This is a genomic window from Pseudomonas khorasanensis (assembly GCF_014268505.2).
In the GTDB taxonomy this organism is placed as follows: domain Bacteria; phylum Pseudomonadota; class Gammaproteobacteria; order Pseudomonadales; family Pseudomonadaceae; genus Aquipseudomonas; species Aquipseudomonas khorasanensis.
On record NZ_JABWQP020000014.1, the window covers coordinates 64,734 to 90,730 of the forward strand.

At 59.7% G+C, this 25,997-nt stretch carries 20 protein-coding genes and 1 pseudogene; 13 read left to right on the plus strand and 8 right to left on the minus strand.

The window, feature by feature from the left end:
• Position 1: 1 nt before the first annotated feature.
• The 7 genes from HU727_RS22265 (at position 2) to HU727_RS22295 (ending at position 11,057) form a co-directional block, all read left to right on the plus strand.
• Entirely contained in the window at positions 2-388 is a 387-nt protein-coding gene (locus HU727_RS22265; protein WP_186533712.1) for a phage holin family protein, read from the plus strand.
• Positions 385-723, plus strand: coding sequence for a hypothetical protein (locus HU727_RS22270; protein ID WP_186533713.1), 339 nt, complete (start codon positions 385-387; stop codon positions 721-723). Before HU727_RS22265 ends, HU727_RS22270 begins: the two co-directional genes overlap by 4 nt.
• 121 nt (positions 724-844) lie before the next feature.
• Complete coding sequence (locus tag HU727_RS22275) at positions 845-2,008, plus strand: EAL domain-containing protein (RefSeq protein WP_186533714.1); 1,164 nt, start codon at positions 845-847, stop codon at positions 2,006-2,008.
• Positions 2,009-2,077: 69 nt separating this feature from the next.
• A complete protein-coding gene (locus HU727_RS22280; RefSeq protein ID WP_186533715.1) occupies positions 2,078-3,406 on the plus strand; it encodes a deoxyguanosinetriphosphate triphosphohydrolase in 1,329 nt (442 codons plus the stop codon).
• 376 nt (positions 3,407-3,782) lie between these two features.
• Positions 3,783-4,409, plus strand: a complete 627-nt coding sequence (locus HU727_RS22285; protein ID WP_186533716.1) for a response regulator transcription factor — start codon at positions 3,783-3,785, stop codon at positions 4,407-4,409.
• Positions 4,410-4,417: 8 nt separating this feature from the next.
• Positions 4,418-8,062 (plus strand): transporter substrate-binding domain-containing protein, encoded by a 3,645-nt coding sequence (locus HU727_RS22290; RefSeq protein ID WP_186533717.1) that lies wholly within the window; start codon positions 4,418-4,420, stop codon positions 8,060-8,062.
• Between the two features lie 49 nt (positions 8,063-8,111).
• On the plus strand, positions 8,112-11,057 hold the full coding sequence (locus HU727_RS22295) for an HD domain-containing phosphohydrolase (RefSeq protein WP_186533718.1): 2,946 nt from the start codon (positions 8,112-8,114) through the stop codon (positions 11,055-11,057).
• Here HU727_RS22295 and HU727_RS22300 read toward each other — a convergent pair whose 3' ends face one another.
• Positions 11,058-11,540, minus strand: coding sequence for a GAF domain-containing protein (locus HU727_RS22300; RefSeq protein ID WP_186533719.1), 483 nt, complete (start codon positions 11,538-11,540; stop codon positions 11,058-11,060).
• Entirely contained in the window at positions 11,537-12,427 is an 891-nt protein-coding gene (locus HU727_RS22305; protein ID WP_186533720.1) for an ATP-binding protein, read from the minus strand. Before HU727_RS22305 ends, HU727_RS22300 begins: the two co-directional genes overlap by 4 nt.
• A 166-nt stretch (positions 12,428-12,593) precedes the next feature.
• On the opposite strand from HU727_RS22305, the gene HU727_RS22310 reads away from it, so the two are divergent.
• Positions 12,594-14,909 carry a hybrid sensor histidine kinase/response regulator gene (locus HU727_RS22310; RefSeq protein ID WP_186533755.1) on the plus strand — a complete coding sequence of 772 codons (2,316 nt, stop codon included), beginning with the start codon at positions 12,594-12,596 and terminating at the stop codon, positions 14,907-14,909.
• Here the strand turns inward: HU727_RS22310 and HU727_RS22315 are convergent.
• The 3 genes from HU727_RS22315 to msrB form a co-directional block, all read right to left on the minus strand.
• Positions 14,893-15,354, minus strand: a complete 462-nt coding sequence (locus HU727_RS22315) for a MarR family winged helix-turn-helix transcriptional regulator (RefSeq protein ID WP_186533721.1) — start codon at positions 15,352-15,354, stop codon at positions 14,893-14,895. The genes HU727_RS22310 and HU727_RS22315 overlap by 17 nt on opposite strands.
• Entirely contained in the window at positions 15,351-15,836 is a 486-nt protein-coding gene (locus tag HU727_RS22320) for a glutathione peroxidase (RefSeq protein ID WP_186533722.1), read from the minus strand. The genes HU727_RS22315 and HU727_RS22320 overlap by 4 nt, the downstream gene beginning before the upstream one ends.
• Positions 15,837-15,936: 100 nt before the next feature.
• A complete protein-coding gene (gene msrB, locus HU727_RS22325) occupies positions 15,937-16,332 on the minus strand; it encodes a peptide-methionine (R)-S-oxide reductase MsrB (protein WP_186533723.1) in 396 nt (131 codons plus the stop codon).
• A 224-nt stretch (positions 16,333-16,556) separates the two neighbouring features.
• On the opposite strand from msrB, the gene HU727_RS22330 reads away from it, so the two are divergent.
• Entirely contained in the window at positions 16,557-17,768 is a 1,212-nt protein-coding gene (locus HU727_RS22330) for a pyridoxal phosphate-dependent aminotransferase (protein WP_186533724.1), read from the plus strand.
• A gap of 301 nt (positions 17,769-18,069) precedes the next feature.
• Positions 18,070-18,957 carry a protease HtpX gene (htpX, locus tag HU727_RS22335; RefSeq protein ID WP_186533725.1) on the plus strand — a complete coding sequence of 296 codons (888 nt, stop codon included), beginning with the start codon at positions 18,070-18,072 and terminating at the stop codon, positions 18,955-18,957.
• A gap of 169 nt (positions 18,958-19,126) precedes the next feature.
• Here the strand turns inward: htpX and HU727_RS22340 are convergent, their stop codons facing one another.
• Complete coding sequence (locus tag HU727_RS22340; RefSeq protein ID WP_186533726.1) at positions 19,127-19,783, minus strand: thiopurine S-methyltransferase; 657 nt, start codon at positions 19,781-19,783, stop codon at positions 19,127-19,129.
• A 103-nt stretch (positions 19,784-19,886) separates the two neighbouring features.
• Here HU727_RS22340 and HU727_RS22345 point away from each other — a divergent pair.
• Positions 19,887-20,571, plus strand: a pseudogene (locus HU727_RS22345) (DODA-type extradiol aromatic ring-opening family dioxygenase).
• A gap of 117 nt (positions 20,572-20,688) precedes the next feature.
• Here HU727_RS22345 and HU727_RS22350 read toward each other — a convergent pair.
• On the minus strand, positions 20,689-22,362 hold the full coding sequence (locus HU727_RS22350; protein WP_186533727.1) for a DEAD/DEAH box helicase: 1,674 nt from the start codon (positions 22,360-22,362) through the stop codon (positions 20,689-20,691).
• Between the two features lie 420 nt (positions 22,363-22,782).
• Here HU727_RS22350 and HU727_RS22355 point away from each other — a divergent pair, with 420 nt between their 5' ends.
• On the plus strand, positions 22,783-23,574 hold the full coding sequence (locus tag HU727_RS22355; protein WP_186533728.1) for a crotonase/enoyl-CoA hydratase family protein: 792 nt from the start codon (positions 22,783-22,785) through the stop codon (positions 23,572-23,574).
• 109 nt (positions 23,575-23,683) lie between these two features.
• Here the strand turns inward: HU727_RS22355 and HU727_RS22360 are convergent, their stop codons facing one another.
• Entirely contained in the window at positions 23,684-24,439 is a 756-nt protein-coding gene (locus HU727_RS22360) for a spermidine synthase (RefSeq protein WP_186533729.1), read from the minus strand.
• Positions 24,440-24,591: 152 nt separating this feature from the next.
• Here HU727_RS22360 and HU727_RS22365 point away from each other — a divergent pair, with 152 nt between their 5' ends.
• Entirely contained in the window at positions 24,592-25,938 is a 1,347-nt protein-coding gene (locus HU727_RS22365; protein ID WP_064391390.1) for a class II 3-deoxy-7-phosphoheptulonate synthase, read from the plus strand.
• Positions 25,939-25,997 lie beyond the last annotated feature (59 nt).

The window sequence follows — 25,997 nt, forward strand, 5'->3', positions numbered from 1 at the left end:
TATGTCGATCGGTGAATCCGGCCCGACTGAGGGCACCGCATCCTCCACGCGTAGGCTGGGCGCCGCTGTCCTGGGCCTGCTGCACAGCCACGTTGAATTGTTCGGCATCGAATTGCAGGAGCAGAAATCACGCACCGTCAGCCTGCTTCTGTTCGCAGGCCTGGCCCTGGTCTTCGCCCTGCTGTTGCTGGTGGGCCTGTCGACGCTGGTGATGATCATTTTCTGGGACACCTACCGCCTGGCCGCGATCATTGGGCTGTGCGTGTTCTATACACTGGCTTCGATCTTCTGCGCATTGCGCCTCAAGGCAGCAATTTTCGACGAGTCGTCCCCTTTCCACGGCACGCTTGAAGAGCTGGCCAACGACCGGGAGCGCCTGCTGCCATGAGCCTGCCAGAACTTCCACACAACAGTTCTCGCCGAGAAATGCGCAAGGCGCTGATCCGTCTGCGCATGGAAATGCATCGGCAGGAAATCCGCCACGAAACCGCGCAAGTGCTGCAACCGCTGCAACGGATGCGCGGCATGAAGCAAAACATGCAGGACGGTTTCGGCCTCAAGCACGCGCCATTGTGGGGCGTGGCGGCGGTGACGCTGCTGGGTTTCCTCACCGGCAAGGGCTCGAAACGCAGCGGCGGTGGCGGGTTGACCCGACTGATCCGTCTCGGTGCCACTTTGGGTCCCTTGATCAAACTGGTCATGAACCGCTCGAGCAAACACTGAGTCGGCTCATCTGGCTACATTCTTGCAATGGCGCCGGGATGAATCTCCTTACCGGGAGATTCAGTCCCGCGTGCCTATCCGGCGGACGCGGCCAAACCGAACAATAAGATAAGGACTTGCCGTGATCGACGGGCAACCGCTCGCCTGCTTTCAACCTTTCATCGATACCGCCACCGGCCGCATTGCAGGCGTCGAAGCATTGGGACGCTTGCGCCAGATCGATGGCCAACTGGCTTCGGTCGGGCCGTTGTTCTCCGATCCGCGTACACCCGCCACTGCCTTGCGCCGTCTCGATCGGCAAATCCGTGACAACGCCTTGAGCTGCCTGCATGAAGCGCCGCCGGACTGGTTTCTCAGTCTGAACATGTCGCCACGCTGGATCAGCCAACTACGCGCGGGCCAGGCCTTGCCCAGCCTGAAGCAGCTGGCACGACACAACGTCGATCCGCAACGCATCGTTTTCGAAATCACCGAGCAGGGGGGCAACAGCGAGCGCCTGGCAGAGGTGGTCGCGCGCTACCGTCAGGCCGGAGCGAGAATTGCCATCGACGATTTTGGCGCGGGTTATTCACAATTGGATCGGGTGCTGGCCCTGCAACCGGACATTCTCAAGCTCGACATGCGTCTGTTCCAGGCGGCGGCCTTGGGCGGTCCAAGCAGCGATGTGGTCAAAGCGCTGGCGCAGATGGCCGAGAAAACCGGCTGCTGGATCATCGCTGAAGGTGTCGAAACCGAAACACAACTGAATTTCGCCCTGGAGTGCGGTTCGCGTTACGTGCAGGGGTTCCTGTTCGCACGGGCGCAGGAAGCGTTCTTCTCCACGGATGCGTTTGTCGCGCATTTCGCCCGACTCAGGCAGCGTTACGTGCGGCAAAAGCTCACCGAGCGAGGACGCTTGATGCAAATGCGCCAACAGCTCGGCGAGCTGATGGCAATCCTGCAAAGCTGGGCCCAGGCCCGCGCTCCGCTCAGCGCGTTGCCACAACTGCAAGCGTTTCCCTGGCTGTTGCGCTTTTATCAATGCGACCGTCATGGCACACAACTGACGCCAAACCTGGAATGGCGACAAGACGGCTGGGTCGCCGATAACCGTTATCTGGGACACAACTGGTCGTGGCGCCCGTACTTCTACCATCTGCTGGCCGAAGGCTGGGAAGAACGCCGGCTGACACTGTCCAGCACTTACCGTGACGCCACCAGCAACCAATACTGCCTGACCGCAGGGCAGTTTTTCGATAACGGCGAGCGGCTGCTGTTGATCGATATCGATGCGGCAGGCCTCTAGTTCCGCTTGCAGGCATTGAGCTGAACCGGGAAGCTAGGACCATCAGTCACCAGACGAAGAGAATCAGCCTTGGATTGGCACACCCTGCTCAACCGCGAACGCCTCGGAAAGCCGCTGCACAGCCCGCAAGAACTCGGCCGCAGCCCTTTTCACAAAGACCATGACCGCATCATTTTCTCCGGCGCATTCAGGCGTCTGGGACGCAAGACTCAAGTGCATCCGGTCACCAGTAACGATCATATCCACACGCGCCTGACCCACTCGCTGGAAGTCAGTTGCGTGGGCCGCTCGCTGGGCATGCGCGTCGGCGAAACCCTGCGCAGCGCGCTGCCCGAATGGTGCGACCCTGCCGACCTGGGCATGGTGGTGCAATCGGCCTGCCTGGCTCACGACATTGGCAACCCGCCGTTCGGCCATTCCGGCGAAGACGCCATTCGCCACTGGTTTCAACAGGCTGCCGGGCGAGGCTGGCTCGATGGCATGAGCGAAGCCGAACGCGGTGATTTTCTCAACTTCGAGGGCAATGCCCAAGGCTTTCGCGTACTGACTCAGCTTGAGTACCACCAGTTCGACGGCGGTACGCGCCTGACTTACGCCACGCTGGGGACGTATCTCAAGTATCCGTGGACCGCACGCCACGCCGATTCCCTCGGCTACAAAAAACACAAATTCGGCTGCTACCAGAGCGAACTGCCTTTGCTCGAACAGATCGCCCACAAACTTGGCCTGCCTCAACTGGAAGACCAGCGCTGGGCGCGCCATCCGCTGGTTTATCTGATGGAGGCGGCCGACGACATCTGCTATGCACTGATCGACCTCGAAGACGGTCTTGAAATGGAGCTGCTGGAATACGCCGAGGTCGAATCGCTGCTGCTCGGGCTGGTCGGTGATGATCTTCCGGAGACCTATCGCCAGCTCGGCCCGCAGGATTCCCGGCGGCGCAAACTGGCGATCCTGCGCGGCAAGGCCATCGAACACTTGACCAACGCGGCGGCACGGGCGTTTGTCGAGCAGCAGGACGCGTTGCTTGCCGGCACACTGCACGGCGATCTGGTCGAACACATGCACGGGCCAGCCAAACGTTGCGTGCTCAACGCCAAGGACATTGCGCGCAAGAAGATCTTTCAGGACAAGCGCAAGACACTGCATGAAATCGGTGCGTATACCACGCTGGAAATTCTGCTCAATTCGTTCTGCGGCGCCGCGCTGGAGCAACACAACGGTCGCACGCCTTCGTTCAAGAGCCGGCGCATCCTCGATTTGCTCGGCAACAACGCGCCGGATCCTCAGGGTTCGCTGCACAGCTCGTTTCTGCGCATGATCGATTTCATCGCTGGCATGACCGACAGTTACGCCAGTGACATGGCACTGGAAATGACCGGGCGCTCGAGTCACTGATTGTCCCGCGTTCGGCCGGCCGCCAATCGGGCCGGCTGCACCCGCAGCGGAATTGCTGCACACAATCATCTCTAACGCACCTTTCAATCCAAAGTTTAATTTCGCTAGAGCGATATAGCTTAAAAAAAACCAATTAAACACAACTTTAAACGCTCGCAAAATATCCAGACACCAATAATCCCCCTAAAATAATTTACATCTAAAGCCGGTAACGGCCCCGCACTTCCTTACGCGAAACCTAATTTCGACGTAGTCCCTTTCCTCATTACGCGTAGGATTAATCCGATAACGTAGTCGCGACACTGCCAGTCCATGCGAGTGCTCATGCATCTGAGCTAAGGTGCGCGCTTTATTCATGCTTGCATGGGACTCTATTATGAACTCCGTTTTTATTGTCGACGATCACCCGGTGATCCGCCTCGCCGTGCGAATGCTCCTGGAACATGAAGGCTACAAGGTCGTCGGTGAGACCGATAACGGTGTCAATGCCATGCAGATGGTCCGCGAATGCATGCCTGACCTGGTCATTCTTGACATCAGCATTCCCAAGCTGGACGGCCTCGAAGTGCTGGCCCGCTTCAACACCATGGGCTGCAACTTCAAGATTTTGATTCTGACGGCGCAGTATCCCACGCTGTTCGGTATTCGCTGCATGCAATCGGGCGCCTCGGGATATGTGTGTAAACAAGAAGACTTGAGCGAACTGGTCAGCGCAATAAAAGCGGTGCTTTCCGGTTATAACTACTTCCCCAGCCAGGCACTCAATCCGGTTCGCAGCGATGACACTCGATATGCCGAGCTTGAATTATTCAAATCCGTCAATGATCGCGAATTGATGGTATTGCAGTTATTCGCGCAAGGGCGCACCAACAAGGAAATCGCCAAGGGCATGTTTCTAAGTAACAAGACCGTCAGCACTTACAAGAAACGCCTGATGCAAAAACTCAAAGCCAGATCCCTTGTAGAACTTATCGAGATGGCCAAACGCAACGCACTTGTGTGAGACCCCGCATGCCAAGCTGTCTAAAGGACTACTTAATTGCCTTGAGCGCAGGTCTGTGCCTGAGCGCCAATGCATCTGCCATGCCAGGCGCCTCAGCGGACTACGCCTTGCTCAGCCGATCGGCAACCGAAGCCGTTCAGGTTGTCTTGCAACCGTCCCAACAGCAATGGCTGCAGGCCCGCAGCGAACTGATACTGGGCACTTCCGCGCCTGACTACCCGCCGTTCGACATGACCGCCAGTGGCAAGGAATACGAAGGGCTCACCGCAGATTACGCCGGCATCCTCGGCCAGGCCATCGGACTACCGATCCGGGTGCAACGTTTTCCCTCCCGCGACGCCGCGATTCGCGCCTTGGTCGATGGTCAGATCGACCTGCTCGGCACTGCCAACGGTTACGAAGCCGGCAACGCCAATCTCGCGCTGTCCAGACCTTACGCGGTCGATCAACCGGTGCTGGTCACTCGCGAGGATGAAACCCGCTCCCTGACCGAAGGTCTGGCCGGCCTGCGCCTGAGCATGGTTTATCACTACCTGCCGCTGCCCGAGATCAAAGCGATGTATCCCAAGGCGCTGATCACCTGTTATCCGTCCTACCAGAATGCAATCAACGCCGTTGCCTTCGACCAGGCCGATGTGTTTCTAGGCGACACCCTCTCCACCCATTACATGATCAACAAGGGTTATCTCAACAATGTGCGCATGGCCAATTTCGGCAAGCAGGAAGCCCAGGGCTTCAGCTTCGCCGTGCGGCGCAACGATTCGCACCTGCTGGGCATTATCGACACAGTGCTCGAAGCGATTGCGAGCAGCCAGCGCGACGACATTGCCAAACGCTGGAGCGCCGGCAGCGACCTGCTGCTCACGGACAAGAAACTCCAGCTGACCCAGCGTGAACAAATCTGGCTCAAGCAGCACCCCGTCGTCAGCGTGGTCGTCAATGAAGCCTACGCACCGTTGACCTTCTTCGACAGCGCTGGCAATTTTCGCGGTATCAGTGCCGATCTGCTCGAACTGATCCGCTTGCGCACCGGGTTGCGTTTCGAGATTCAGCGCAGCCGCAACGACGCGGAAATGATCAGCCAGATAAACCTACACAAAGCCGATCTGATTGCCGCGCTGCTGCCAAGCGTCGAACGCGAAAAAAACCTGAATTTCAGCCGCCCCTATCTGGAAAATTCCTTTGTACTGCTGACCCGCAAGAGCGCCGACGGCCCTACCAACCTGGCGCAACTCAAAGGCAAGCGGTTGGCGATCGCCCAAGGCAACCCGCTGATCGAGAATCTGCGACAAGAACATCCGGGCATTGAGCTGATCGAAACACCTGACACTTTCAGCGCCGTGTCGATGCTGGCTGAAAATCACGTTGACGGTGTCGTAAACTCGTTGGTGATCGCCAACTACTTCATTTCATCGCGCATTTTTGCCCGGCCACTGCAGATCACCACTACGATCGGCACCGGTCAGGCCGCCTTCTCGCTCGCGACCGCGCGTGACAGCACCGAACTCGCCTCAATCATCAACAAGGCACTGCTGAGCATCGCCCCGGAAGAACTCGGTGTGATCAACGGGCGCTGGCGCGGATACTCCACCGCGTCACAAAACATCTGGCAAAACTACCAGCGTCTGTTCTATCAAGTGATCGCCGCTGCCGGCCTGATCCTTATGCTGTTATTGACCTGGAACGCCTACATGCGCCATCAGATCAAGCAGCGCCAGGCAGCCGAGCGCGCGCTGAACGATCAGTTGGAGTTCATGCGCTCGCTGGTCAACGGCACACCGCATCCGATCTACGTGCGGGATCGACAGGGACTTTTGCAAAGTTGCAATGACAGTTACCTCGAAGCGTTCGACGCCAGGCGTGAGGACATCATTGGCAAAGGCGTCATGCAGGGCACGCTGAGCAACGCCTTCGAAGCTCAGGCGTTTCAGGCCGATTACCAAAGAGTCATCGCCGAAGGCATTCCTTTGATACTCGATCGTCCCCTGCACATTGGTAACCGCCGTTTGACGATCTACCACTGGATACTTCCCTATCGCGACTCCAGCGGCGCCGTCCAGGGCATCATTGGTGGCTGGATCGATATCAGTGAACGCCGCCAGTTGTTTGAGGAACTGCGCGCGGCAAAAGAGCGGGCGGACGAGGCGAATCGGGCCAAGAGCACGTTCCTGGCAACCATGAGCCATGAAATCCGTACGCCGATGAATGCCGTGATCGGAATGCTCGAACTGACCCTCAGACGTATTGACCCACGGCATCCGGATCGAGCGTCGATCGACACCGCCTACCACTCGGCCAAGGACCTGTTGGGGCTGATTGGCGATATTCTCGACATTGCCCGCATTGAATCCGGACGGCTTAGCCTGTGTCCGGAGTGGGTCAATCTGGTCGACACGGTGACGTCCGTTGCGCGCATCTTCGACGGCCTCGCCCGCCAGAAAAACCTCGTCTTGCAAGTCGTCTTCAATCCGCCGGATCCGGCCGTGGATGTGCACCTCGATCCGCTGCGCTTCAAACAGGTGTTGTCCAATCTTGTCAGCAACGCGATTAAATTCACTGAGCACGGTCACGTGCGGATTACCCTGGATCTGATGACATCGGATGCACCTGGGCGCGCTTTGATGCAACTGACCGTGCAGGACAGCGGAGTCGGCATCAGTGCAGAAGATCAACAGCGCTTGTTCGAACCGTTTGCCCAGGCCGAAAACTCCAGCCCTCAAGCCAGAAGCGGCGCAGGACTGGGATTGGTCATCAGCCGCAACCTGTGCGAAATGATGGGCGGACAAATGCAGTTGAGCAGCCACCCCGGCATTGGCACCCAGGTCTGCGTGTCGCTGCCGCTGGACAGCCTGCCAGCGCAAATAAATCCGGAAAAGAACGAGGCGGTGATCAAGCCTTCTGCAACGCCTCTGCATGTACTGGTCGTCGACGACCATCCGGCCAACCGCTTGCTGATGTGTCAGCAACTGGAATTTCTCGGTCATCGGTTCAGCCTTGCCGAGGATGGCTGCAGCGGGCTGGAAGTGTGGAAGGCTGGTCATTTCGATCTGGTGATCGTCGACTGCAACATGCCTTTGATGAACGGATATGAGATGACCCGCGCGATTCGCCAGATGGAACTGCAAAATCGCCGCCCGCCTTGCACCGTGCTGGGTTTCACGGCCAATGCCCAGCCGGAAGAGGTCCAGCGCTGCAAACTCGCTGGCATGAACGATTGCCTGTTCAAGCCACTGAGCCTGACCTTGCTCGGGCAGTGGATCGACGCAACAACGCCGACTTCCCCTGCATCGGTGTTCGATCTGCAGAGCCTGAGCCTGCTGACCGGCAGCCACCCGGCGCAGACACGCCGCATGCTGGTGGAGCTGCTCAAAAGCAGCCGCCTCGACCGCCAGGAACTGCTCGAGCTGTCGCCCGAGAATGATCGGGAAGCGCTGGCCGTGGTCGCCCACAAGATCAAGGGCGCGGCACGTATTGCCCAAGCGACCCGGTTGATCGAATGTTGCGACGCCCTCGAAGAGGCTTGTCTGCACGCAAACGCTACGCACGAGATCGCCCGCCGCTGGACAGCGACCAGCCAGGCGATGCTTGAACTGGAGCAGGCCCTGCAGCATCAATTGACGTTGGCCGATCAAGGCACAGTGAGTGAGTCTTGACTATGCTTGAGCGCTGAGCAGTGAGTTAAACATTCATGGAGAGCCTGAAATGCCCAGCCCACTGCGCCCCGAGCAACGTCGGTTGCCGCTGCATGTGCATATCAGCGTCATGTTCACCTTTCTTTTACTGCTCACGGGCGTGGTACTGGGCCTGTTCAACTATCACCAGACCACGCAGATCATCCTGTCCAGCAGTGAAAAACTGTTCGATCGCATCGAACAGGATGTACGCCTGGACCTTCATGCGACCTATCAGCCGATCCGCCATTTGCTGAGTCTGCTGGCGGACACACCGGCAGCTCAGTCTGTCGATCTTGAACAACGTCTGCCCTTGCTCAAACCGTTCAGTCAGGCACTGACGGACAACCCGGCATTGGCTTCGCTGTATCTGGGATATGCCAATGGCGATTTTTTCATGGTGCGCGCTTTGCGTACCACAGCACTCAAGGCACAGATCCAGGCGCCGGAGGCAGCCGCTTATCAGGTCTGGAGCATCGAACAGGGTTCGCAAGGGGACGCGCGCTCGCAATCGCTGTTCTTTGACCAGACCCTGACACCGATCAGCCGCCGCGACCATCCTGAAGACCTGTACGATCCACGCAGCCGGGCCTGGTTCAACGATGCCCTGCAGCAGACCGGACAAATCACCACCGAGCCCTACGTGTTTTTTTCCACCCACAATGTCGGCACCACCCTCGCCCGACGCAGCGGCGAGCAAGCCGTCATCGGCGCCGATCTGACGCTGGCCGCACTGTCGACCACCCTGACAAAGCACCGGGTAACTCCGTCAACCGAAATCGCCCTGTACGACGCCGACGGCAATGCCGTGGCCTATCACGACAGCCATCGCCTGATTGTCGATGACCGCACAGCGCGGCTGGCCAAAGCGGCTGATTTGAGCCCCGAACTGAACGCGCTATTCACCGCTGAACATGCCGGCAAGCGTCTGCGGGTAAACGACAGGCAATGGATAGTCGCACGCACCAGCATTCAGGAAGGCGGGCCGAAAGGTCTGCAATTGGCATTGCTGGTACCGGAAGACGAATTGCTGGTAGACGCTTTTCGGATGCGCTGGCAAGGCGCGCTGATCACTCTGGCCATCTTGTTGCTGTGCCTGCCGTTGGGCTGGGTGATTTCGCGAATCCTGGTCAAACCCCTGCACGCGCTGGTCAAGGAGGCCGATGCCATTCGCAGCTTCGATTTCAATTTCCCACTGACCCGCCGCTCACCCGTTCTTGAAGTCGATCAGTTGAGCCTGTCGATGGCGCGAATGAAAGAAACGTTGGGAAGTTTCTTCCGGATTACCGACAGCCTGTGCGCCGAAACGCGTTTTGCCCCGCTGCTTGAACGCGTGCTGTTCGAAACCGTGCAGATCGCTCAGGCGCAGGCAGGCCTGATCTATCTGCGCGAAGCCGACGGTGCCCGCATGGCGCCTTACGGACTGGTGATCGACGGTATGCCTCAGGCGCTGGAGGCGTTCGATATTCAAGGGCATGATCTGCACAGGAACACTGGCCCGGCGTGGTTCGAGCAATTGGTCAGCGCCAACAATGTGGTGAGCCATCTGGGCTTCGACCAGGCCGCCGACTTGCAAGGCATCCTGCTGGCCATGCAGTCGCCGCGCATCCATTTGATCGGTATCCGCCTGCATAACCAGCACGATGAAACCATCGGCCTGCTGATTTTGCTGGTCAATGACAGCGGGTTGCCGAGCGATCTGGAAAAGCTACGGCCCGACCGTATCGCCTTTCTTCAAGCGGTGTCCGGTGCGGCGGCGGTGAGCATCGAAAGCCAGCGTCTGCAGGCCCGGCAAAAACAACTGCTCGATGCGTTCATTCAATTGCTTGCCAGCGCGATCGACGCCAAGAGCCCGTACACCGGCGGGCATTGCCAGCGGGTGCCGGAACTGACGCTGATGCTCGCCCAGGCCGCTGCCGCCAGCCACGCGCCGGCGTTCAGCGCCTACCAGCCGAACGAGGATGAATGGGAGGCCCTGCACATCGCCGCGTGGCTACATGATTGCGGCAAGGTCACGACGCCGGAATACGTGGTCGACAAAGCCACCAAACTCGAGACCATCAACGACCGCATCCACGAAATCCGTACCCGCTTCGAAGTGCTCAAGCGTGATGTCTGGATTCGTTACTGGCAGACGCTGGCAACCGGTGGGGATGAGGCTACGCTGGTTCGCACACGCGACGATGAACTGCTCGCGCTGGATGACGATTTTGCGTTTGTAGCCCGCTGCAATCTCGGTGGCGAGGCCATGGCCGATGCCGATCTGCAACGCCTCGATCGAGTCGCCGAACGCACCTGGATGCGCACACTGGACGATCGCCTGGGTGTGTCGTGGGAAGAAAACCGCCGTCAGGCGAAAAAGCCTGCACCCACCCTGCCAACCCGAGAAAAGCTCCTGGCCGACAAACTTGAGCACTTGATCGAACGCGACAAAAACGAGCTGATTCCGGAAGACAATCCGTGGGGCTTCAAACTCGACGTCCCCGCGTACAAATACAACCGCGGCGAGCTGTACAACCTGAAGATTGCGCGCGGAACCCTGACCCGCGAAGAGCGCTACATCATCAACCACCATATGGTGCAGACGATCATGATGCTCAGCCATCTGCCCTTCCCCGGCCACCTCGACAGCATTGCCGAGATCGCTGGCGGCCACCACGAAAAAATGGATGGCACCGGTTACCCGAAACGGCTGAAACGCGAGGAAATGAGCCTGCCGGCAAGAATGATGGCGATAGCCGATATTTTCGAGGCGCTGACCGCGGCTGATCGCCCTTACAAAAAAGCCAAATCACTGAGCGAGGCTCTGGGCATCATGGCGACCATGTGCCGCGAGGCGCACATTGATGCGCCGCTGTTCGGCTTGTTCATCAGCGAAGGGGTCTATATGCAGTACGCGACACGGTTTCTCGATCCCGCGCAAATCGACAGCGTGGATACGGCCAGCCTGTTGCACAAGGCTGGCCTCAGCGGCTGATCAGCAGTCGGTCAGACGCAGGAAGATCGCCGCCAGTTGCTCGATCCCCGCCTGATCTTCGACGCCGAAACGCGCCAGCTTCGGACTGTCGAGGTCGAGTACACCGATTAGTCGACCGTCCTTGACCAAGGGCACGACCAGTTCGCTGTTCGAGGCGCTGTCGCAAGCGATGTGGCCCGGAAAGGCGTGCACATCTTCGACGCGCTGGGTTTGCAGGCTGGCAGCGGCCGCGCCACATACGCCACGCCCGAACGGAATGCGCACGCAAGCGATCTGGCCCTGGAACGGGCCGAGCACCAGCTCTTCGTTGCGATTGAGGTAGAAACCGGCCCAGTTCAGGTCATCGAGCTGGTTGAACAGAAACGCGGAAAACTGCGCGGCATTGGCGATGAAATCACGCTCGTCTGCCAGCAGCGACTCCAGTTGCGCAGCCAACATACCGTAGCCTTCGAGGCCCTGGCCGCTGTGTTGCAAATCAATCATGCCTTGTGCTCCAGCAATTTCAGTCCCACCCAGTAACGGGCGAATTGATATGCGCAACGTCCGTTGCGATTACCGCGGCCGGTGGCCCAGCGCACGGCGAGGATGTCCAATGCTTCGTCGCGCTGCCAGCTCAGACCGGCCTTCGCGGCCAACTGGCCGATCCAATGCTCGACGACGTCGAGGAAATGTTCCTGGGTAAACGGGTAGAACGAAAGCCACAGACCGAAACGGTCCGACAGCGCAATTTTGTCTTCCACCGCTTCGCTGGGGTGCAGCTCGCCGTCGACGCGCTTCCAGTTTTCGTTGTCGCTTTCCTTTTCCGGCACCAGGTGGCGGCGGTTGGAAGTGGCGTAAAGCAAGACGTTGTCGGGGGCCTGCTCGAGCGAACCGTCAAGCACGCTTTTGAGCACGCGGTAATCGCCTTCACCGGATTCGAACGACAAGTCATCGCAGAACAGCACGAAACGTTGCGGCAATTTGCCGATCTGCTCGACCACCCGTGGCAGATCGGCCAAGTGATCGCGCTCAATCTCGATCAAGCGCAGGCCGGCTTCGGCGTGCTCGGCAAGCAACGCCCGCACCAGCGAAGACTTGCCGGTACCGCGCGAGCCCCAGAGCAAGGCGTGGTTGGCCGGCATACCGTCGAGAAATTGTTGGGTGTTGCGCCCCAGTTGTTCCAGTTGACGGTCGACGCCGATCAGGTCGGACAAGCGCATGTCGAGGCTGACTTCCAGCGGCAGCAGATAACCGCTGCGCCCGTCACGCTGCCAGCGCGCCGCCAGACAGGTGTTCCAGTCAATGACGGGGCGCGGTGCTGGCAACAGTGGTTCGATCCGCGCCAGAACCGACTCGGCACGTTCAAGAAAAGCATTCAATCGGGAATCCACGTCTTCTCCTCGGACACGTTCACAGTGATGATGACGACCCAGCGACCCTAAACACATAACAACCGCCCGACCAAGCCTTGTTACAAGGCGATTCGGGAACCTCGGTATCCATACACGATCGACTATGCTTGAGCAGCGAAGGGAAACGGAAGTGGTTCAACACCCCATGGACATCAAATTCACCCACCGGCTGTCATACAAGCAAGCCAGGCTTACCGTACTGGTCGGGTTCATTCTGGGCACCCTGCTCAGTCTGCTGCAAATCGGCATCGATTATGCCAGCGAAGACGCTTCCATCAATCGGGAAATCCTCGCACTGCTCGAAATCAGCCACAATCCGGCCTCACGCATCGCCTATAACATCGACGCAGAGCTGGCTCAGGAACTCACTCTGGGCCTGCTGCGCTCGCCCGCGATCATCGGGGCGCAACTGACCGACAACAACGATACGGTGCTGGCCAGCGTCAAACGTCCGGAGCTGCAAAGCAACTACCGGCTGATCAGCGACTTTCTGTTCGGCGCCAAGCGTCATTTCGAAGACCGCTTGTACCTCGACCACTTGCCCAACGAGTCCCTCGGCGTTCTGAGTCTGGAAGTCGACACCTATGCCTTTGGCAGCCGCTTTTTGCGGCGCGCCGAAGTTACGCTGCTCAACGGTTTTGCCCGCAGCCTCCTGCTGACCGGGATCCTGCTGGCGCTGTTCTATGTGATGTTGACCAAACCGCTGGTGCGCGTCATCCGGGAACTCAGCGGCCGCGATCCACGCAGCGCCGAGCCGACCACGCTCGAATGCCCCGCCGGACATGGCAACGATGAAATCGGCGTGCTGGTCAAAGTCGCCAATCAGCAGTTCGAGAACATCGCCACCGAAATCCAGCAACGGCGCACAGCGGAAAACCGTCTGACCGAATACCTCGCGCAACTCGAAGACATCGTCTCGGCGCGCACCGCCGAACTCAAAGCGATCAACACCCGCCTCAGCCAATCCAACGAAGAACTCGAAATAGCCCGCCGCACGGCGCTGGACATGGCCGAAGCGCGCTCGGCCTTTCTGGCCAACATGAGCCATGAAATCCGCACGCCACTCAACGGTCTGCTGGGGATGATCGCGCTGTCGCTGGACGGCCCGCTGAATGCCGAGCAGCAGCAACAACTGTCGATTGCCCATGACTCGGGCAAGGTGCTGGTGGAACTGCTCAACGATATTCTCGACCTGTCGAAGTTCGATGCCGGGCAACTCGAGCTGGAAAACATCCCGTTCGATCTGGGTTCGCTGATCGAGGACACCGCCAATCTGCTCTCGCAGAACGCCGCGCCGAGCGTCGAGTTGACGTGTCTGATCGAGCCGCACTTTCCAGCGCTGGTGCTGGGCGACCCGACGCGCGTACGGCAGATCGTCAGCAACCTGCTGTCGAATGCGCTGAAGTTCACCCGGTTCGGTAGGGTCGACGTGCGCCTGTCTGCGCACAAGGACGGCGTGCGCATCGAGGTCTGCGACACCGGCATCGGTATCGCCCAGGAAGCCCAGGTGAAAATTTTCCAGCCGTTCACCCAGGCGGGCGCAGGCATTACCCGTCAATACGGCGGCACCGGGCTGGGGCTGGCGCTGACGTACAACCTGTGCGAGGCGATGCAGGGCCGCCTGACGATCAGTTCCGAAAGCGGGTTCGGCAGCCAGTTCTGCGCCGAGCTGCCGCTGCCCTGCCACACCCGTGCTCTGGCGCCTGTGCTGTTACGCGGCAAAGTGCTCGCGATCACCGCTGGCAGCAGTGGTCTGGCGGAGTTGCTGAAAAGCCTCTTGCCGGTCTGGGGTCTGGAATATGTGCAGCGCACCATTGACGACTCCTTGCTGGGCCTCAATCCCGATGTTCTGATCACCGATTGTCCGGAATGCCTGTTCGGCCTGCGTCCGACCATCACCGCGCCGATCCTGCTGGTGACTGCCTACGGCAGCTTTCTTCCCAGCGAAGAAGCAGCAGCCCTGGCGCCCCTGCAGCAACAGGCCCGGCCGCTGGCACGCAACGCGCTCTACCAGCACCTGCGGCGCATTCTGCATCCGGACATCGCCACCATCAGCGAAGCGCAACTGGACGCCTCCCCTTCCGCGCGACGCGGGCGAGTGCTGCTGGTCGAGGACAACCCGGTCAACCAATTGGTCGCCAAGGGCATGCTCGGTAAACTCGGTTGCGATGTCGTGGTGGCCGGCCATGGCGCTGAGGCACTGGATCAGCTGGAGGTTGCCGATTTCGATCTGGTGCTGATGGACTGCAACATGCCGGTGATGGATGGCTACGAAGCCAGCCGACAGATTCGCCAGAGCGGGCGCTGGCCCAATCTGCCAATTGTCGCGCTGACCGCCAATGCCATGTCCGAGGAGCGCGAACGCTGCCGCGCAGCGGGCATGAGCGACTACCTGGCCAAACCGTTTCGCCGCGAAGAACTGGCCGCGCTGCTGGATCAATGGATTACGTCAGCGCTTTGATTTGCCCAAGCAAGTGATCGAGGCCGGCGCGCAAGTCACTGAGCCGGTCGAGATCCACGCCGCTGTCGCACAACAGGCGCGCTTTCAGGGGGCCGACCTCTTCGCGCAACGCCTGCCCTGCCTGCGTCAGGCTCAAGTGCACTTCGCGTTCATCGCGCGCCGAGCGCTGTCGTTCTACCAGTTGCAACTGTTGCAGGCGTTTGAGCAACGGCGTCAGCGTGCCGGAGTCCAGCGCCAGACGCTCGCCCAAGGCCTTGACCGTCGGTTGCTGCGGCGCGGCGTCCTGCCACTCCCACAGCACCAGCATCGCCAGATACTGCGGGTAAGTCAGGCCCAACTGGTCGAGCATCGGCTTGTAGGCACGAATCACCGCCCGGGAAGCCGCGTATAACTTGAAGCACAACTGGCTATCGAGCTTCAGCGAATCAACCGGCACGCTGTTCATTTGAGCAGGGCTTCGATCTCGTTGCTCAGGTCCTGCGGCTTGGTCGTTGGGGAGAAGCGCTTGACCAACTGACCGTCCTTGCCGATGAGGAACTTGGTGAAGTTCCACTTGATGCCCTGGGAACCGAGGACACCCGGAGCACGTTTTTTCAACTGCACGAACAATGGGTGAGCGCCGGCACCGTTGACCTCGATCTTTTTGAACAGCGGAAAGCTGACGCCGAAATTCACTTCGCAGAATTCGCTGATCGCACCTTCGTTGCCCGGCTCCTGCTTGCCGAACTGGTTGCAGGGAAAACCCAACACCACCAGCCCCCGGTCCTTATAGGTCTGCCAGAGTTCTTCAAGACCTTTGTATTGCGGAGTGAAACCACACTTGCTCGCGGTGTTGACCACCAGCACCGCTTTGCCCGCGTAGTCGGCCAGGGTTTTTTGCTCGCCCTTGATGGTGGTGCACGGGATATTCAGCAGGTTGTCGGTCATGGGTCGGCTCCGCAAATAAAGGAAAGGCCAAACATAACGAGCAATTAAATTGTGTGCAATTTAATTATCCGAAAAAGGCGACAACACGTCGCCTTTACAGCTACTCGCGGGGTTCCAGATTCAGGCACACCGAATTGATGCAGTAACGCAGCCCGGTTGGCGGCGGACCATCTGGAAACACATGGCCCAAGTGTGCATCGCAACGTGCGCACTTGACCTCGGTGCGAATCATGCCGTGGCTGGTGTCGCGAATTTCGGTCATCGCGCTTTCGCCAATTGGCTGGTAGAAGCTCGGCCAGCCGCAGCCTGAATCAAATTTGGTCTTCGAGTCGAACAGCGCCTCGTTGCAGCAGACGCAGTGGTAGACACCGTCGGTTTTGGTGTCGTTGTATTTACCGGAGAAAGGGCGCTCGGTCGCACTCAGACGGCAGACGTTGTACTGCTCGGGGTCGAGCATGGCTTTCCACTCTTCCAGGGTTTTTTCCAACTTTTCCATCATCACACCTCAGCGGCTGAAAAAGCCCGATCTGTACCTTTTCCACGGATCGGGCGGCACGTATGATTGCGCCTCGTCACGTGCCAGTCTGGCAGCCAGACCGGGCGCATTCAAACGGATTCTCGGAGCCAGCGCTCCAGACCTCCGCCTGTGCGAAGACGCAGCAATCCCAGTGCGGTTGTCCAATCGCTGCCTGGATCGTTTATTTTCGGGATCACATCGCCATGCAGTTCAGCAAATCGAACAAGCTCGCCAACGTCTGCTACGACATTCGCGGCCCGGTGCTCAAGCACGCCAAACGACTGGAAGAGGAAGGCCAGCGCATCCTCAAGCTGAACATCGGCAACCCGGCGCCGTTTGGTTTCGAAGCGCCGGACGAAATTCTCCAGGACGTGATCCGCAACCTGCCGACCTCGCAAGGCTACAGCGACTCCAAAGGCCTGTTCAGCGCGCGCAAGGCGGTCATGCAGTACTACCAGCAGAAGCAGGTAGAAGGTGTCGGCATCGAAGACATCTATCTGGGCAACGGCGTGTCCGAACTGATCGTGATGTCGCTGCAGGCCCTGCTCAATAACGGCGATGAAGTACTGGTGCCAGCGCCGGATTACCCGCTGTGGACCGCCGCTGTCAGCCTGGCCGGCGGCAACGCCGTGCATTACCTGTGCGACGAAGGCGCCGACTGGTTCCCGGACCTGGCCGACATCAAGGCCAAGATCACCCCTAACACCAAAGCCATGGTCATCATCAACCCGAACAACCCGACGGGTGCGGTGTATTCGAAGGAAGTGTTGCTGGGCATGCTGGAGATCGCCCGCGCTCACAACCTGGTGGTGTTCTCTGACGAGATCTACGACAAGATTCTGTACGACGACGCCGTGCACATCTGCACCGCTTCGCTGGCACCAGACCTGCTGTGCCTGACCTTCAACGGCTTGTCGAAATCCTATCGCGTGGCCGGGTTCCGCTCTGGCTGGATCGCGATCTCGGGGCCCAAACACAACGCGCAGAGCTACATCGAAGGCATCGACATGCTGGCCAACATGCGTCTGTGCGCCAACGTACCGAGTCAGCACGCGATCCAGACCGCGCTGGGCGGCTATCAGAGCATCAACGATCTGGTGCTGCCACAGGGCCGGCTGCTGGAACAGCGCAACCGCACGTGGGAACTGCTCAACGACATTCCCGGTGTGAGCTGCGTCAAGCCGATGGGCGCGCTGTATGCGTTCCCGAGAATCGACCCGAAAATCTGCCCAATCCACAACGACGAGAAGTTCGTCCTCGACCTGCTGCTTTCCGAGAAGCTGCTGGTGGTGCAAGGCACGGCCTTCAACTGGCCATGGCCGGATCACTTCCGTGTGGTCACGCTGCCTCGCGTGGATGATCTGGAAATGGCCATCGGCCGCATCGGCAACTTCCTCAAGTCATACCGCCAGTAATGGGCCAGCAGTGCGCAACGAATCTGTTGCGCACTGTCTGATTCAGCAACACATCTTTGATCCGCGCCTTCCAGCCCCTTCTACACTTGCGATGCGAGCCATTCAGACGCGTCTGACCTAATGGCAGCGGGGCAAGAGCGTGTGTCATCCGGATCGGAATCACGGGTGGGAATTTTCCGTTCCGCCAGCGAAACCGCTGTAGGACACAGTTTGAAATAGTCACTCGGTTGAATAGCCCGGTGCCGCACCTTATATACCCCGCAGTACGCTACATCTTTAGCTTGAGGAGAGTTCTACAACCATGATGCGCATCCTGCTGTTTTTGGCCACTAACCTGGCGGTCGTGCTGATAGCCAGCATCACCCTGAGCCTGTTCGGCTTCAACGGGTTCATGGCGGCCAACGGGGTCGACCTCGACCTCAGTCAGCTGCTGGTTTTCTGTGCAGTCTTTGGTTTCGCCGGCTCGCTGTTCTCGCTGTTCATCTCCAAGTGGATGGCGAAGATGAGCACCGGCACGCAAATCATCACCCAGCCACGCACCCGTCATGAACAATGGCTGCTGCAAACGGTCGAGCAACTGTCCCGCGAAGCCGGGATCAAGATGCCTGAGGTCGGTATTTTTCCAGCCTACGAAGCGAACGCCTTCGCCACCGGCTGGAACAAGAACGACGCGCTGGTTGCCGTGAGCCAGGGTCTGCTCGAGCGCTTTTCGCCCGATGAAGTGAAAGCCGTGCTGGCTCACGAAATCGGTCACGTTGCCAACGGCGACATGGTCACCCTGGCCCTGATTCAGGGTGTGGTGAACACCTTCGTGATGTTTTTCGCGCGGATCATCGGCAACTTCGTCGACAAGGTGATCTTCAAGAACGAAGAAGGCCAGGGCATCGCTTACTACGTGGCGACCATCTTCGCCGAACTGGTCCTTGGCATCCTTGCCAGTGCGATCGTCATGTGGTTCTCGCGCAAGCGCGAATTCCGTGCGGACGAAGCCGGCGCACGCCTGGCCGGGACCAGCGCGATGATCGGTGCATTGCAGCGCCTGCGCGCCGAGCAGGGCCTTCCGGTGCACATGCCGGACACCTTGAACGCCTTCGGCATCAACGGTGGCATCAAACAGGGCTTCGCTCGCATGTTCATGAGCCACCCGCCACTGGAAGAGCGCATTGACGCGTTGCGTCGTCGCGGTTGATTCCGTTGGTGTAAAGAGAAGGCCCGCAGTGATGCGGGCCTTTTTTGTATCTCCGAATTATGCGCTGACAGCGCCGGCCCTTTCGCGAGCAGGCTCGCTCCCACACCGAAATGCATTCTTCCGTAGGAGCGAGCCTGCTCGCGAAAGGGCAGGTACTGCCTGCACAAAACTATCGGCTGGAGATCCGATAAACCCGCTCCACCAACCCCTTGACCCCTGCCTGCGAAAACTTTGGGCTCTCGGCCAACACATCCCGCGCTTCCACCTGCTGAACCTGCCAACCACTACCCAGCAACCGCTGCACTTCATCGTCGCCAACCGCAAACGGTGGCCCCGGGATCTGCGCCTGATCGTAATCCAGAGTAATCAACAACCCTTTCATTCCTTGCGCCAGAAGCAACTGCAGATGTGCCGCATAGCGCTCACGCAGCGGCGCTGGCAAAGCAATCAGCGCGGCGCGGTCGTACCACGCCGTGCAACCTGCGATATCCGCTGCTGTCAGTGCAAAGAAGTCCCCGCACCACAATTCGATGGCATCGCTGCGATACACCTTGAAAGCGCCCTCCTCGCTGATCTGCGGCTCAATCTGGTGCTCACTGAAAAAATCTTCGATGGCCTTTTCCGACAGCTCGACCCCGACCACCGAGTGTCCCTGACCGGCAAGCCACAACAAATCCAGGCTTTTCCCACACAGCGGCACCAGCACGCGCGCCGAGGGTGCAACCGACAGCGCCGGCCAATACCGCTGCAAGTAAGGATTCGCCTCAGCCTGGTGAAAGCCGATCTGATTTGAAGCCCATTTCTCGTGCCAAAAGTCAGCCTGCATGTATCCCTCCCGAAAAACCGATCAAAAACCGCGAAAACTTATATTAGATTCAGATCAATGATCTGACCGAAGATGGCTCATCTTAACGCTCAGGAACCCTTCCATGTTTCCCAGCCTGTTTATCTCTCATGGCTCACCAATGTTGGCGCTGGAGCCAGGAGCCAGCGGCCCGGCACTGGCGCGACTGGCCGCCGGACTGCCGCGCCCCAAAGCCATCGTCATCGTCTCGGCACACTGGGAAAGTCAGGAGCTGCTGGTCAGCAGCCATCCACAGCCGGAAACCTGGCACGACTTCGGCGGTTTTCCCCGCGCGCTGTTTGAAGTGCAATACCCGGCACCGGGCGATCCGCAGCTGGCAGCTGAAGTCGCTGATGTATCCACAGGCGGATATCCCGGTGGTACAGGTGTCGCTGCCGAGTCGTGGCGGTCCGGCGTTACAGACGCGAGTTGGCCGTGCGCTGGCGAGTCTGCGCGAACAAGGCATTCTGCTGATCGGCTCCGGCAGCATCACTCACAACCTGCGCGAACTGGACTGGCATGCCGGCCCGGAAAGCATCGAACCGTGGGCGCGAGCGTTTCGAGACTGGATGATCGAGAAGCTTGAGGCCAACGATGAGGCGGCGTTGCATGACTATCGTCAGTTGGCGCCGAATGCTGTGCGCAGTCACCCGAGTGATGAGCATTTATTGCCGCTGTATTTCGCGCGAGGTGCCGGTGGCGTTTTCAGCGTGGCGCACCAAGGGTTCACGATGGGCGCATTGGGCATGGATATTTATCGCTTCGGTTGACCGCAGGACTTCGCCACGCCCTTCCGCGAGCAGGCTCGCCCCCCAAAACCCCAGGCAAAAAAAATCCCCGAACCAGTCGGGGATTTTTTATGTGCGATCAATCAGCCCAAGGGCGGATCAATCTTCGCGATAGCGACGCAGCTTCAACTGCTTGCCAGCAACGCGAGTGTCCTTCAGTTTGGTCAGGAGTTTCTCCAGACCTTCTTCCGGCAGCTCGACGAGGCTGAAGCTGTCACGCACCTGGATGCGACCGATCGCTTCACGGGCCAGACCGCCTTCGTTGAGGATGGCGCCCAGCAGGTTTTTCGCAGCGATACCGTCACGCGCACCCAGCGCGGTACGGCAGCGAGCGCGGCCTTCGCCCAAAGGCATTGGCGCACGACGCTCGCGATCACCACGGTCCGGACGATCACCGGTGCGCTCAGGACGGTCGCCACGCGGTGCGTTGTTCGGCACCAGTGGACGTTCCTTCTCGATGGCAGCCAGGTTCAGCGCTTGACCGTTGGTAGCCTTGCGCAGCAGCGCAGCAGCCAGTGCACGCGGAGTGCACCCGATGTCGGCGGTCAGGCGATCAAGCAGATCACCGTGGGTCGATTCGGCATCAGCAACCAGTGGCGACAGGCTGTTGGTCAGTTTCTTGATGCGGGCATCGAGAACGGCCTGAGCGTCCGGCAGACGCACTTCGGCAACCTTCTGACCGGTCACACGCTCGATCACTTGCAGCATGCGGCGCTCACGTGGAGTCACCAGCAGCAGTGCACGACCTTCGCGACCGGCACGGCCGGTACGGCCGATACGGTGCACGTAGGATTCCGGGTCGTACGGCATGTCAACGTTGAACACGTGAGTGATGCGCGGAACGTCCAGGCCACGAGCGGCAACGTCGGTCGCAACAACGATGTCCAGACGGCCATCCTTGAGGGAGTCGATCACGCGCTCACGCTGGTTCTGTGCGATGTCACCGTTCAACGCGGCGGCTTTGTAGCCTTTGGCGTCAAGGGCGCTTGCCAGGTCCAGGGTCGCTTGCTTGGTGCGTACGAACATGATCAGCGCGTCGAAGTCTTCGACTTCCAGCAGGCTTAGTACGGCCGAGGTCTTCTGGTCAGCGTGAACCAACAGGTGAGCCTGTTCGATCGCGGTAACGGTCTGGGTCTTGGTCTGGATCTTGACGTGTTGCGGATCGCGCAGATGGCGTTCGGCAATGGCGCGGATCGATTGCGGCAGGGTAGCCGAGAACAAAACGGTCTGACGGGTCGCTGGCAGAGCCTTGAAGATGACTTCCAAGTCATCCATGAAGCCCAGCTTCAACATTTCGTCAGCTTCGTCGAGAACCAGATGGTTCACGGTCGACAGGACTTTCTCGTCGCGACGCAGGTGGTCACACAGACGACCCGGGGTGGCGACAACGATCTGCGCGCCGTTGCGGATAGCCTTGAGCTGTGGGCCCATTGGCGCGCCGCCATAAACAGCCACGACGGTGACGCCTGGCATTTGCTTGGCGTAGGTTTCAAAAGCGGTTGCTACTTGCAGCGCCAACTCTCGGGTCGGCGCCAGGATCAGGGCTTGCGGTTCGCGCTTGGCAGGATCGATGCAATGCAGAATAGGCAGTGCGAACGCGGCGGTTTTACCGGTACCGGTTTGCGCCTGGCCAATCATGTCCTGGCCGGCCATGATGATCGGGATCGATTGCTGCTGAATCGCCGAAGGCTCTTCGTAGCCGGTCGCTGCGACGGCTGCAAGAATATTCGGATTAAGATTAAAAGCGGCGAATCCGCCGGTTTCCTGGGTCATGGGTCTGCCTCTAAGTGCATCCGCAAAGACCCATGCTCCAAAGCTGCGCATGCCGTGTTGAGACTCAAGAGTCGCCCTGGCAGCTTTGTCGGCGGGGATTTGCGAAAACGAATGAATGAAGATGGATCGTCAAGGAAGAGCCCGCAATGCGGACGTGCAGCCGAAGCTGACTTCGGGAAATTGCGCTACCTAAACGCGGCCCGGTTAAAGGCCGGCGCGCACTATACCGGATTTCGCCCGAAAAGGGAGCTTTTTTTATAGGCTGAATACGCGCGTCACCGCTGTGTAACGGGGTTTTGCGGATAATCGCGCAACGGTCTATTTTGCAAAGGCCCGGCCCTGTGGGCGATGACGCTTAAACGGTTCACCGACCTGCGGCAAAGCGCCGCGCACCCGCCCTTCCCGCCCGAGGATTTCGCCATGAATCAACCCAGCGCCGGCCGCGTCAGCCGGGAACGTCGTGGTCACGTGCACCTGATCGGCCTTGATCGGGTGGCCAAACGCAACGCCTTCGACGTCGATCTGCTCAATGACCTGAGCCTTGCCTACGGCGAGTTCGAAGCCGACCGCGAAGCGCGGGTGGCGGTGGTATTCGGTCATGGTGAGCATTTCACCGCCGGGCTGGATCTGGTCAATGCCAGCGCCGCCCTTGCCGAAGGCTGGCAGGTTCCGACCGGCGGTTGCGACCCCTGGGGTGTGTTTACAGGGCCAAGGGTGAGCAAACCGGTGATCGTCGCGGCGCAGGGTTACTGCCTGACCATCGGCATCGAGTTGATGCTCGCGGCGGACATCAACCTCTGTGCGAGCAATACACGCTTCGCGCAAATGGAAGTGCAGCGTGGGATCTTTCCTTTTGGCGGGGCGACGTTGCGTTTTCATCAGATCGCCGGTTGGGGCAATGCGATGCGCTGGCTGCTGACCGGAGACGAGTTCGATGCGCACGATGCTCTGCGGCTGGGGTTGGTGCAGGAGGTGATGGCCAGTGAGGACCTGATGCCACGAGCGATCGAACTGGCCGAGCGGATAGCCCGGCAGGCGCCATTGGGGGTGCAGGCGACTTTGCTCTCGGCGAGACAGGCGCGGTATGAAGGTGAAACCGCGGCGGCGCAGGGGTTGCCAGAGATGGTGAAGCGGTTGTTGGCGACCGAGGATGCCCGGGAGGGGGTGCGGTCGTTGGTGGAGCGGCGGCCCGGAATCTTCAAAGGGGTCTGACGATTCTGGTACCTGTCAGGGCCTCTTCGCGAGCAGGCTCGCTCCCACAGGGAGAATGCATTCCAAATGTGGGAGCGAGCCTGCTCGCGAAGGGGTCGGCACTGCCGATTCAGGTCGCCGGGCGAATACTGTTGATCAACGACTGCAACGAATACCCCAGCTGCGGCGCCAGCGCTTCAGCCCGCTGGGTCAGCGCCTGCATGTCCAGCTCCTGATCCAGATCGGCCGGCACAATCAGAATCACATTGCCTTCCTTCACCGGCAGTTCCCAGTAGTGCCGGTGATAGAGCCCGCGCAACAGCGCTGCGCCCAGGGGTTTGCCGTCGTCGGTGGCCCACTGATTGATCACCAGCCAGCCGCCCGGATTCAAACGCTTCTGACAATCGCCCAGAAAACTCCAGGCCAGATGCCCGACGCCCGGGCCGACGTCTGTGTAGAGGTCGACGAAGATCAGGTCCGCAGGTTCTGCCGTCGGCAACAGTTCGAGCGCATCGCCGACACGGATATACAGGCGAGGATCGTCATCCAGCCCGAGGTATTGGATGGCCAGACGCGGCACGTCCGGGCGCAGCTCAATGGCTTCGACATCTTCCAGCGGCAGGAACTTGAGGCAGGCCTGGGTCAGCGTGCCCGCGCCAAGTCCCAGAAACAGCGCGCTCTCCGGCTGCTCGTGGCACAACGCGCCGATGAGCATCGCCCGCGTGTAGTCGTACTCCAGCCAGCTCGGGTCGGCAGTGAACACGCAGCTTTGCTCGATCGCATCGCCAAACTCCAGAAACCGGTAGTCCGCCACTTCCAGCACGCGAATCACGCCGAACTCATCCTGTACCTCGGCGAGCAGATGCTCGACGCGCTCCTCAGTCATTTCGTCTCCTGATGGTCACCGGGCGCGGTGACGCGATGGCACCGCTGTGGCGCCGTGGCAAAGCGGCGATTGTCGGCGATGGGGCGGGAACAGGTCACGCACTAATTGCTGATACCATGGCGCTTCCCTGCGTATGAAACTTCGAGACCGTGATGAGCCAACCGTGGAGCCCTGACAGCTGGCGCGCCCTGCCGATCCAGCAACAACCGCAATACCCCGACGCCGCGCACCTGCGCCAGGTCGAGCAAACACTGGCCAGCTATCCGCCGCTGGTATTTGCCGGCGAAGCGCGAGAGCTGCGCCGACAGTTCGCCGAAGTCACCCAGGGCCGGGCGTTTTTGCTGCAGGGCGGCGATTGCGCTGAAAGCTTCGCCGAATTCTCCGCAGCGAAGATCCGTGACACGTTTAAAGTGTTGCTGCAAATGGCGATCGTCATGACCTTTGCGGCCGGCTGCCCGGTGGTCAAGGTCGGGCGCATGGCCGGTCAGTTCGCCAAGCCGCGTTCAGCCAATGACGAAACGATCGACGGCGTGACCTTGCCCGCCTACCGTGGCGACATCGTCAACGGCATTGGGTTCGACGAAAAGAGCCGCGTGCCGGATCCGGAGCGCCTGCTGCAGTCCTACCACCAGTCCACCGCGACGCTGAACCTGCTGCGCGCTTTTGCCCAGGGCGGCTTTGCCGATCTGCATCAGGTGCACAAATGGAACCTGGACTTTATCGCCAACTCAGCGCTGGCCGAGAAGTACAGCCACCTCGCCGACCGCATCGATGAAACCCTGGCGTTCATGCGCGCCTGTGGCATGGACAGCTCCCCGCAGCTGCGCGAAACCAGTTTTTTCACCGCCCACGAAGCGTTGCTGCTGAACTACGAAGAAGCCTTCGTGCGCCGCGACAGCCTGACCAACGATTATTACGATTGCTCGGCGCACATGCTGTGGATCGGCGACCGTACTCGTCAGCTCGATGGTGCGCACGTGGAATTCCTGCGCGGCGTGAACAACCCGATCGGCGTCAAAGTCGGCCCGAGCATGAACCCCGACGACCTGATTCGCCTGATCGACGTGCTCAACCCGGACAACGATCCGGGTCGCCTGAACCTGATCGCGCGGATGGGTGCGAACAAAGTTGGCGATCACCTGCCGGCGTTGATTCAGGCAGTGCAGCGCGAAGGCAAGCAGGTGCTGTGGAGCTCCGATCCTATGCACGGCAACACCATCAAGGCCAGCAGCGGCTACAAGACCCGAGACTTCGCGCAAATCCTTGGTGAGGTAAAACAGTTCTTCCAGGTTCACGAGGCGGAAGGCAGTTACGCCGGCGGCATCCATATCGAGATGACCGGGCAGAACGTCACCGAGTGCATTGGCGGTGCGCGGCCGATTACCGAGGATGGCTTGTCGGACCGCTATCACACGCACTGTGATCCACGGATGAATGCCGACCAGTCGCTGGAGCTGGCGTTTTTGATTGCCGAGACCTTGAAACAGGTTCGGCGTTAGACCGCGTCGCCCCAATTCGCGAGCAGGCTCGCTCCCACATTTGGAATGCGTTTCCTTGT

What these genes read in the sequence shown, in the direction of transcription:
- HU727_RS22290 (WP_186533717.1), top strand. Translation starts at nt 4,418, where the DNA reads ATGCCAAGCTGTCTAAAGGACTACTTAATTGCCTTGAGCGCAGGTCTG.
- HU727_RS22360 (WP_186533729.1), bottom strand. Translation starts at nt 24,439, where the DNA reads ATGACTGAGGAGCGCGTCGAGCATCTGCTCGCCGAGGTACAGGATGAG.
- HU727_RS22285 (WP_186533716.1), top strand. Translation starts at nt 3,783, where the DNA reads ATGAACTCCGTTTTTATTGTCGACGATCACCCGGTGATCCGCCTCGCC.
- HU727_RS22300 (WP_186533719.1), bottom strand. Translation starts at nt 11,540, where the DNA reads ATGATTGATTTGCAACACAGCGGCCAGGGCCTCGAAGGCTACGGTATG.
- HU727_RS22295 (WP_186533718.1), top strand. Translation starts at nt 8,112, where the DNA reads ATGCCCAGCCCACTGCGCCCCGAGCAACGTCGGTTGCCGCTGCATGTG.
- HU727_RS22350 (WP_186533727.1), bottom strand. Translation starts at nt 22,362, where the DNA reads ATGACCCAGGAAACCGGCGGATTCGCCGCTTTTAATCTTAATCCGAAT.
- HU727_RS22265 (WP_186533712.1), top strand. Translation starts at nt 2, where the DNA reads ATGTCGATCGGTGAATCCGGCCCGACTGAGGGCACCGCATCCTCCACG.
- HU727_RS22310 (WP_186533755.1), top strand. Translation starts at nt 12,594, where the DNA reads ATGGACATCAAATTCACCCACCGGCTGTCATACAAGCAAGCCAGGCTT.
- HU727_RS22330 (WP_186533724.1), top strand. Translation starts at nt 16,557, where the DNA reads ATGCAGTTCAGCAAATCGAACAAGCTCGCCAACGTCTGCTACGACATT.
- HU727_RS22365 (WP_064391390.1), top strand. Translation starts at nt 24,592, where the DNA reads ATGAGCCAACCGTGGAGCCCTGACAGCTGGCGCGCCCTGCCGATCCAG.
- HU727_RS22315 (WP_186533721.1), bottom strand. Translation starts at nt 15,354, where the DNA reads ATGAACAGCGTGCCGGTTGATTCGCTGAAGCTCGATAGCCAGTTGTGC.
- htpX (WP_186533725.1), top strand. Translation starts at nt 18,070, where the DNA reads ATGATGCGCATCCTGCTGTTTTTGGCCACTAACCTGGCGGTCGTGCTG.
- msrB (WP_186533723.1), bottom strand. Translation starts at nt 16,332, where the DNA reads ATGGAAAAGTTGGAAAAAACCCTGGAAGAGTGGAAAGCCATGCTCGAC.
- HU727_RS22340 (WP_186533726.1), bottom strand. Translation starts at nt 19,783, where the DNA reads ATGCAGGCTGACTTTTGGCACGAGAAATGGGCTTCAAATCAGATCGGC.
- HU727_RS22320 (WP_186533722.1), bottom strand. Translation starts at nt 15,836, where the DNA reads ATGACCGACAACCTGCTGAATATCCCGTGCACCACCATCAAGGGCGAG.
- HU727_RS22355 (WP_186533728.1), top strand. Translation starts at nt 22,783, where the DNA reads ATGAATCAACCCAGCGCCGGCCGCGTCAGCCGGGAACGTCGTGGTCAC.
- HU727_RS22270 (WP_186533713.1), top strand. Translation starts at nt 385, where the DNA reads ATGAGCCTGCCAGAACTTCCACACAACAGTTCTCGCCGAGAAATGCGC.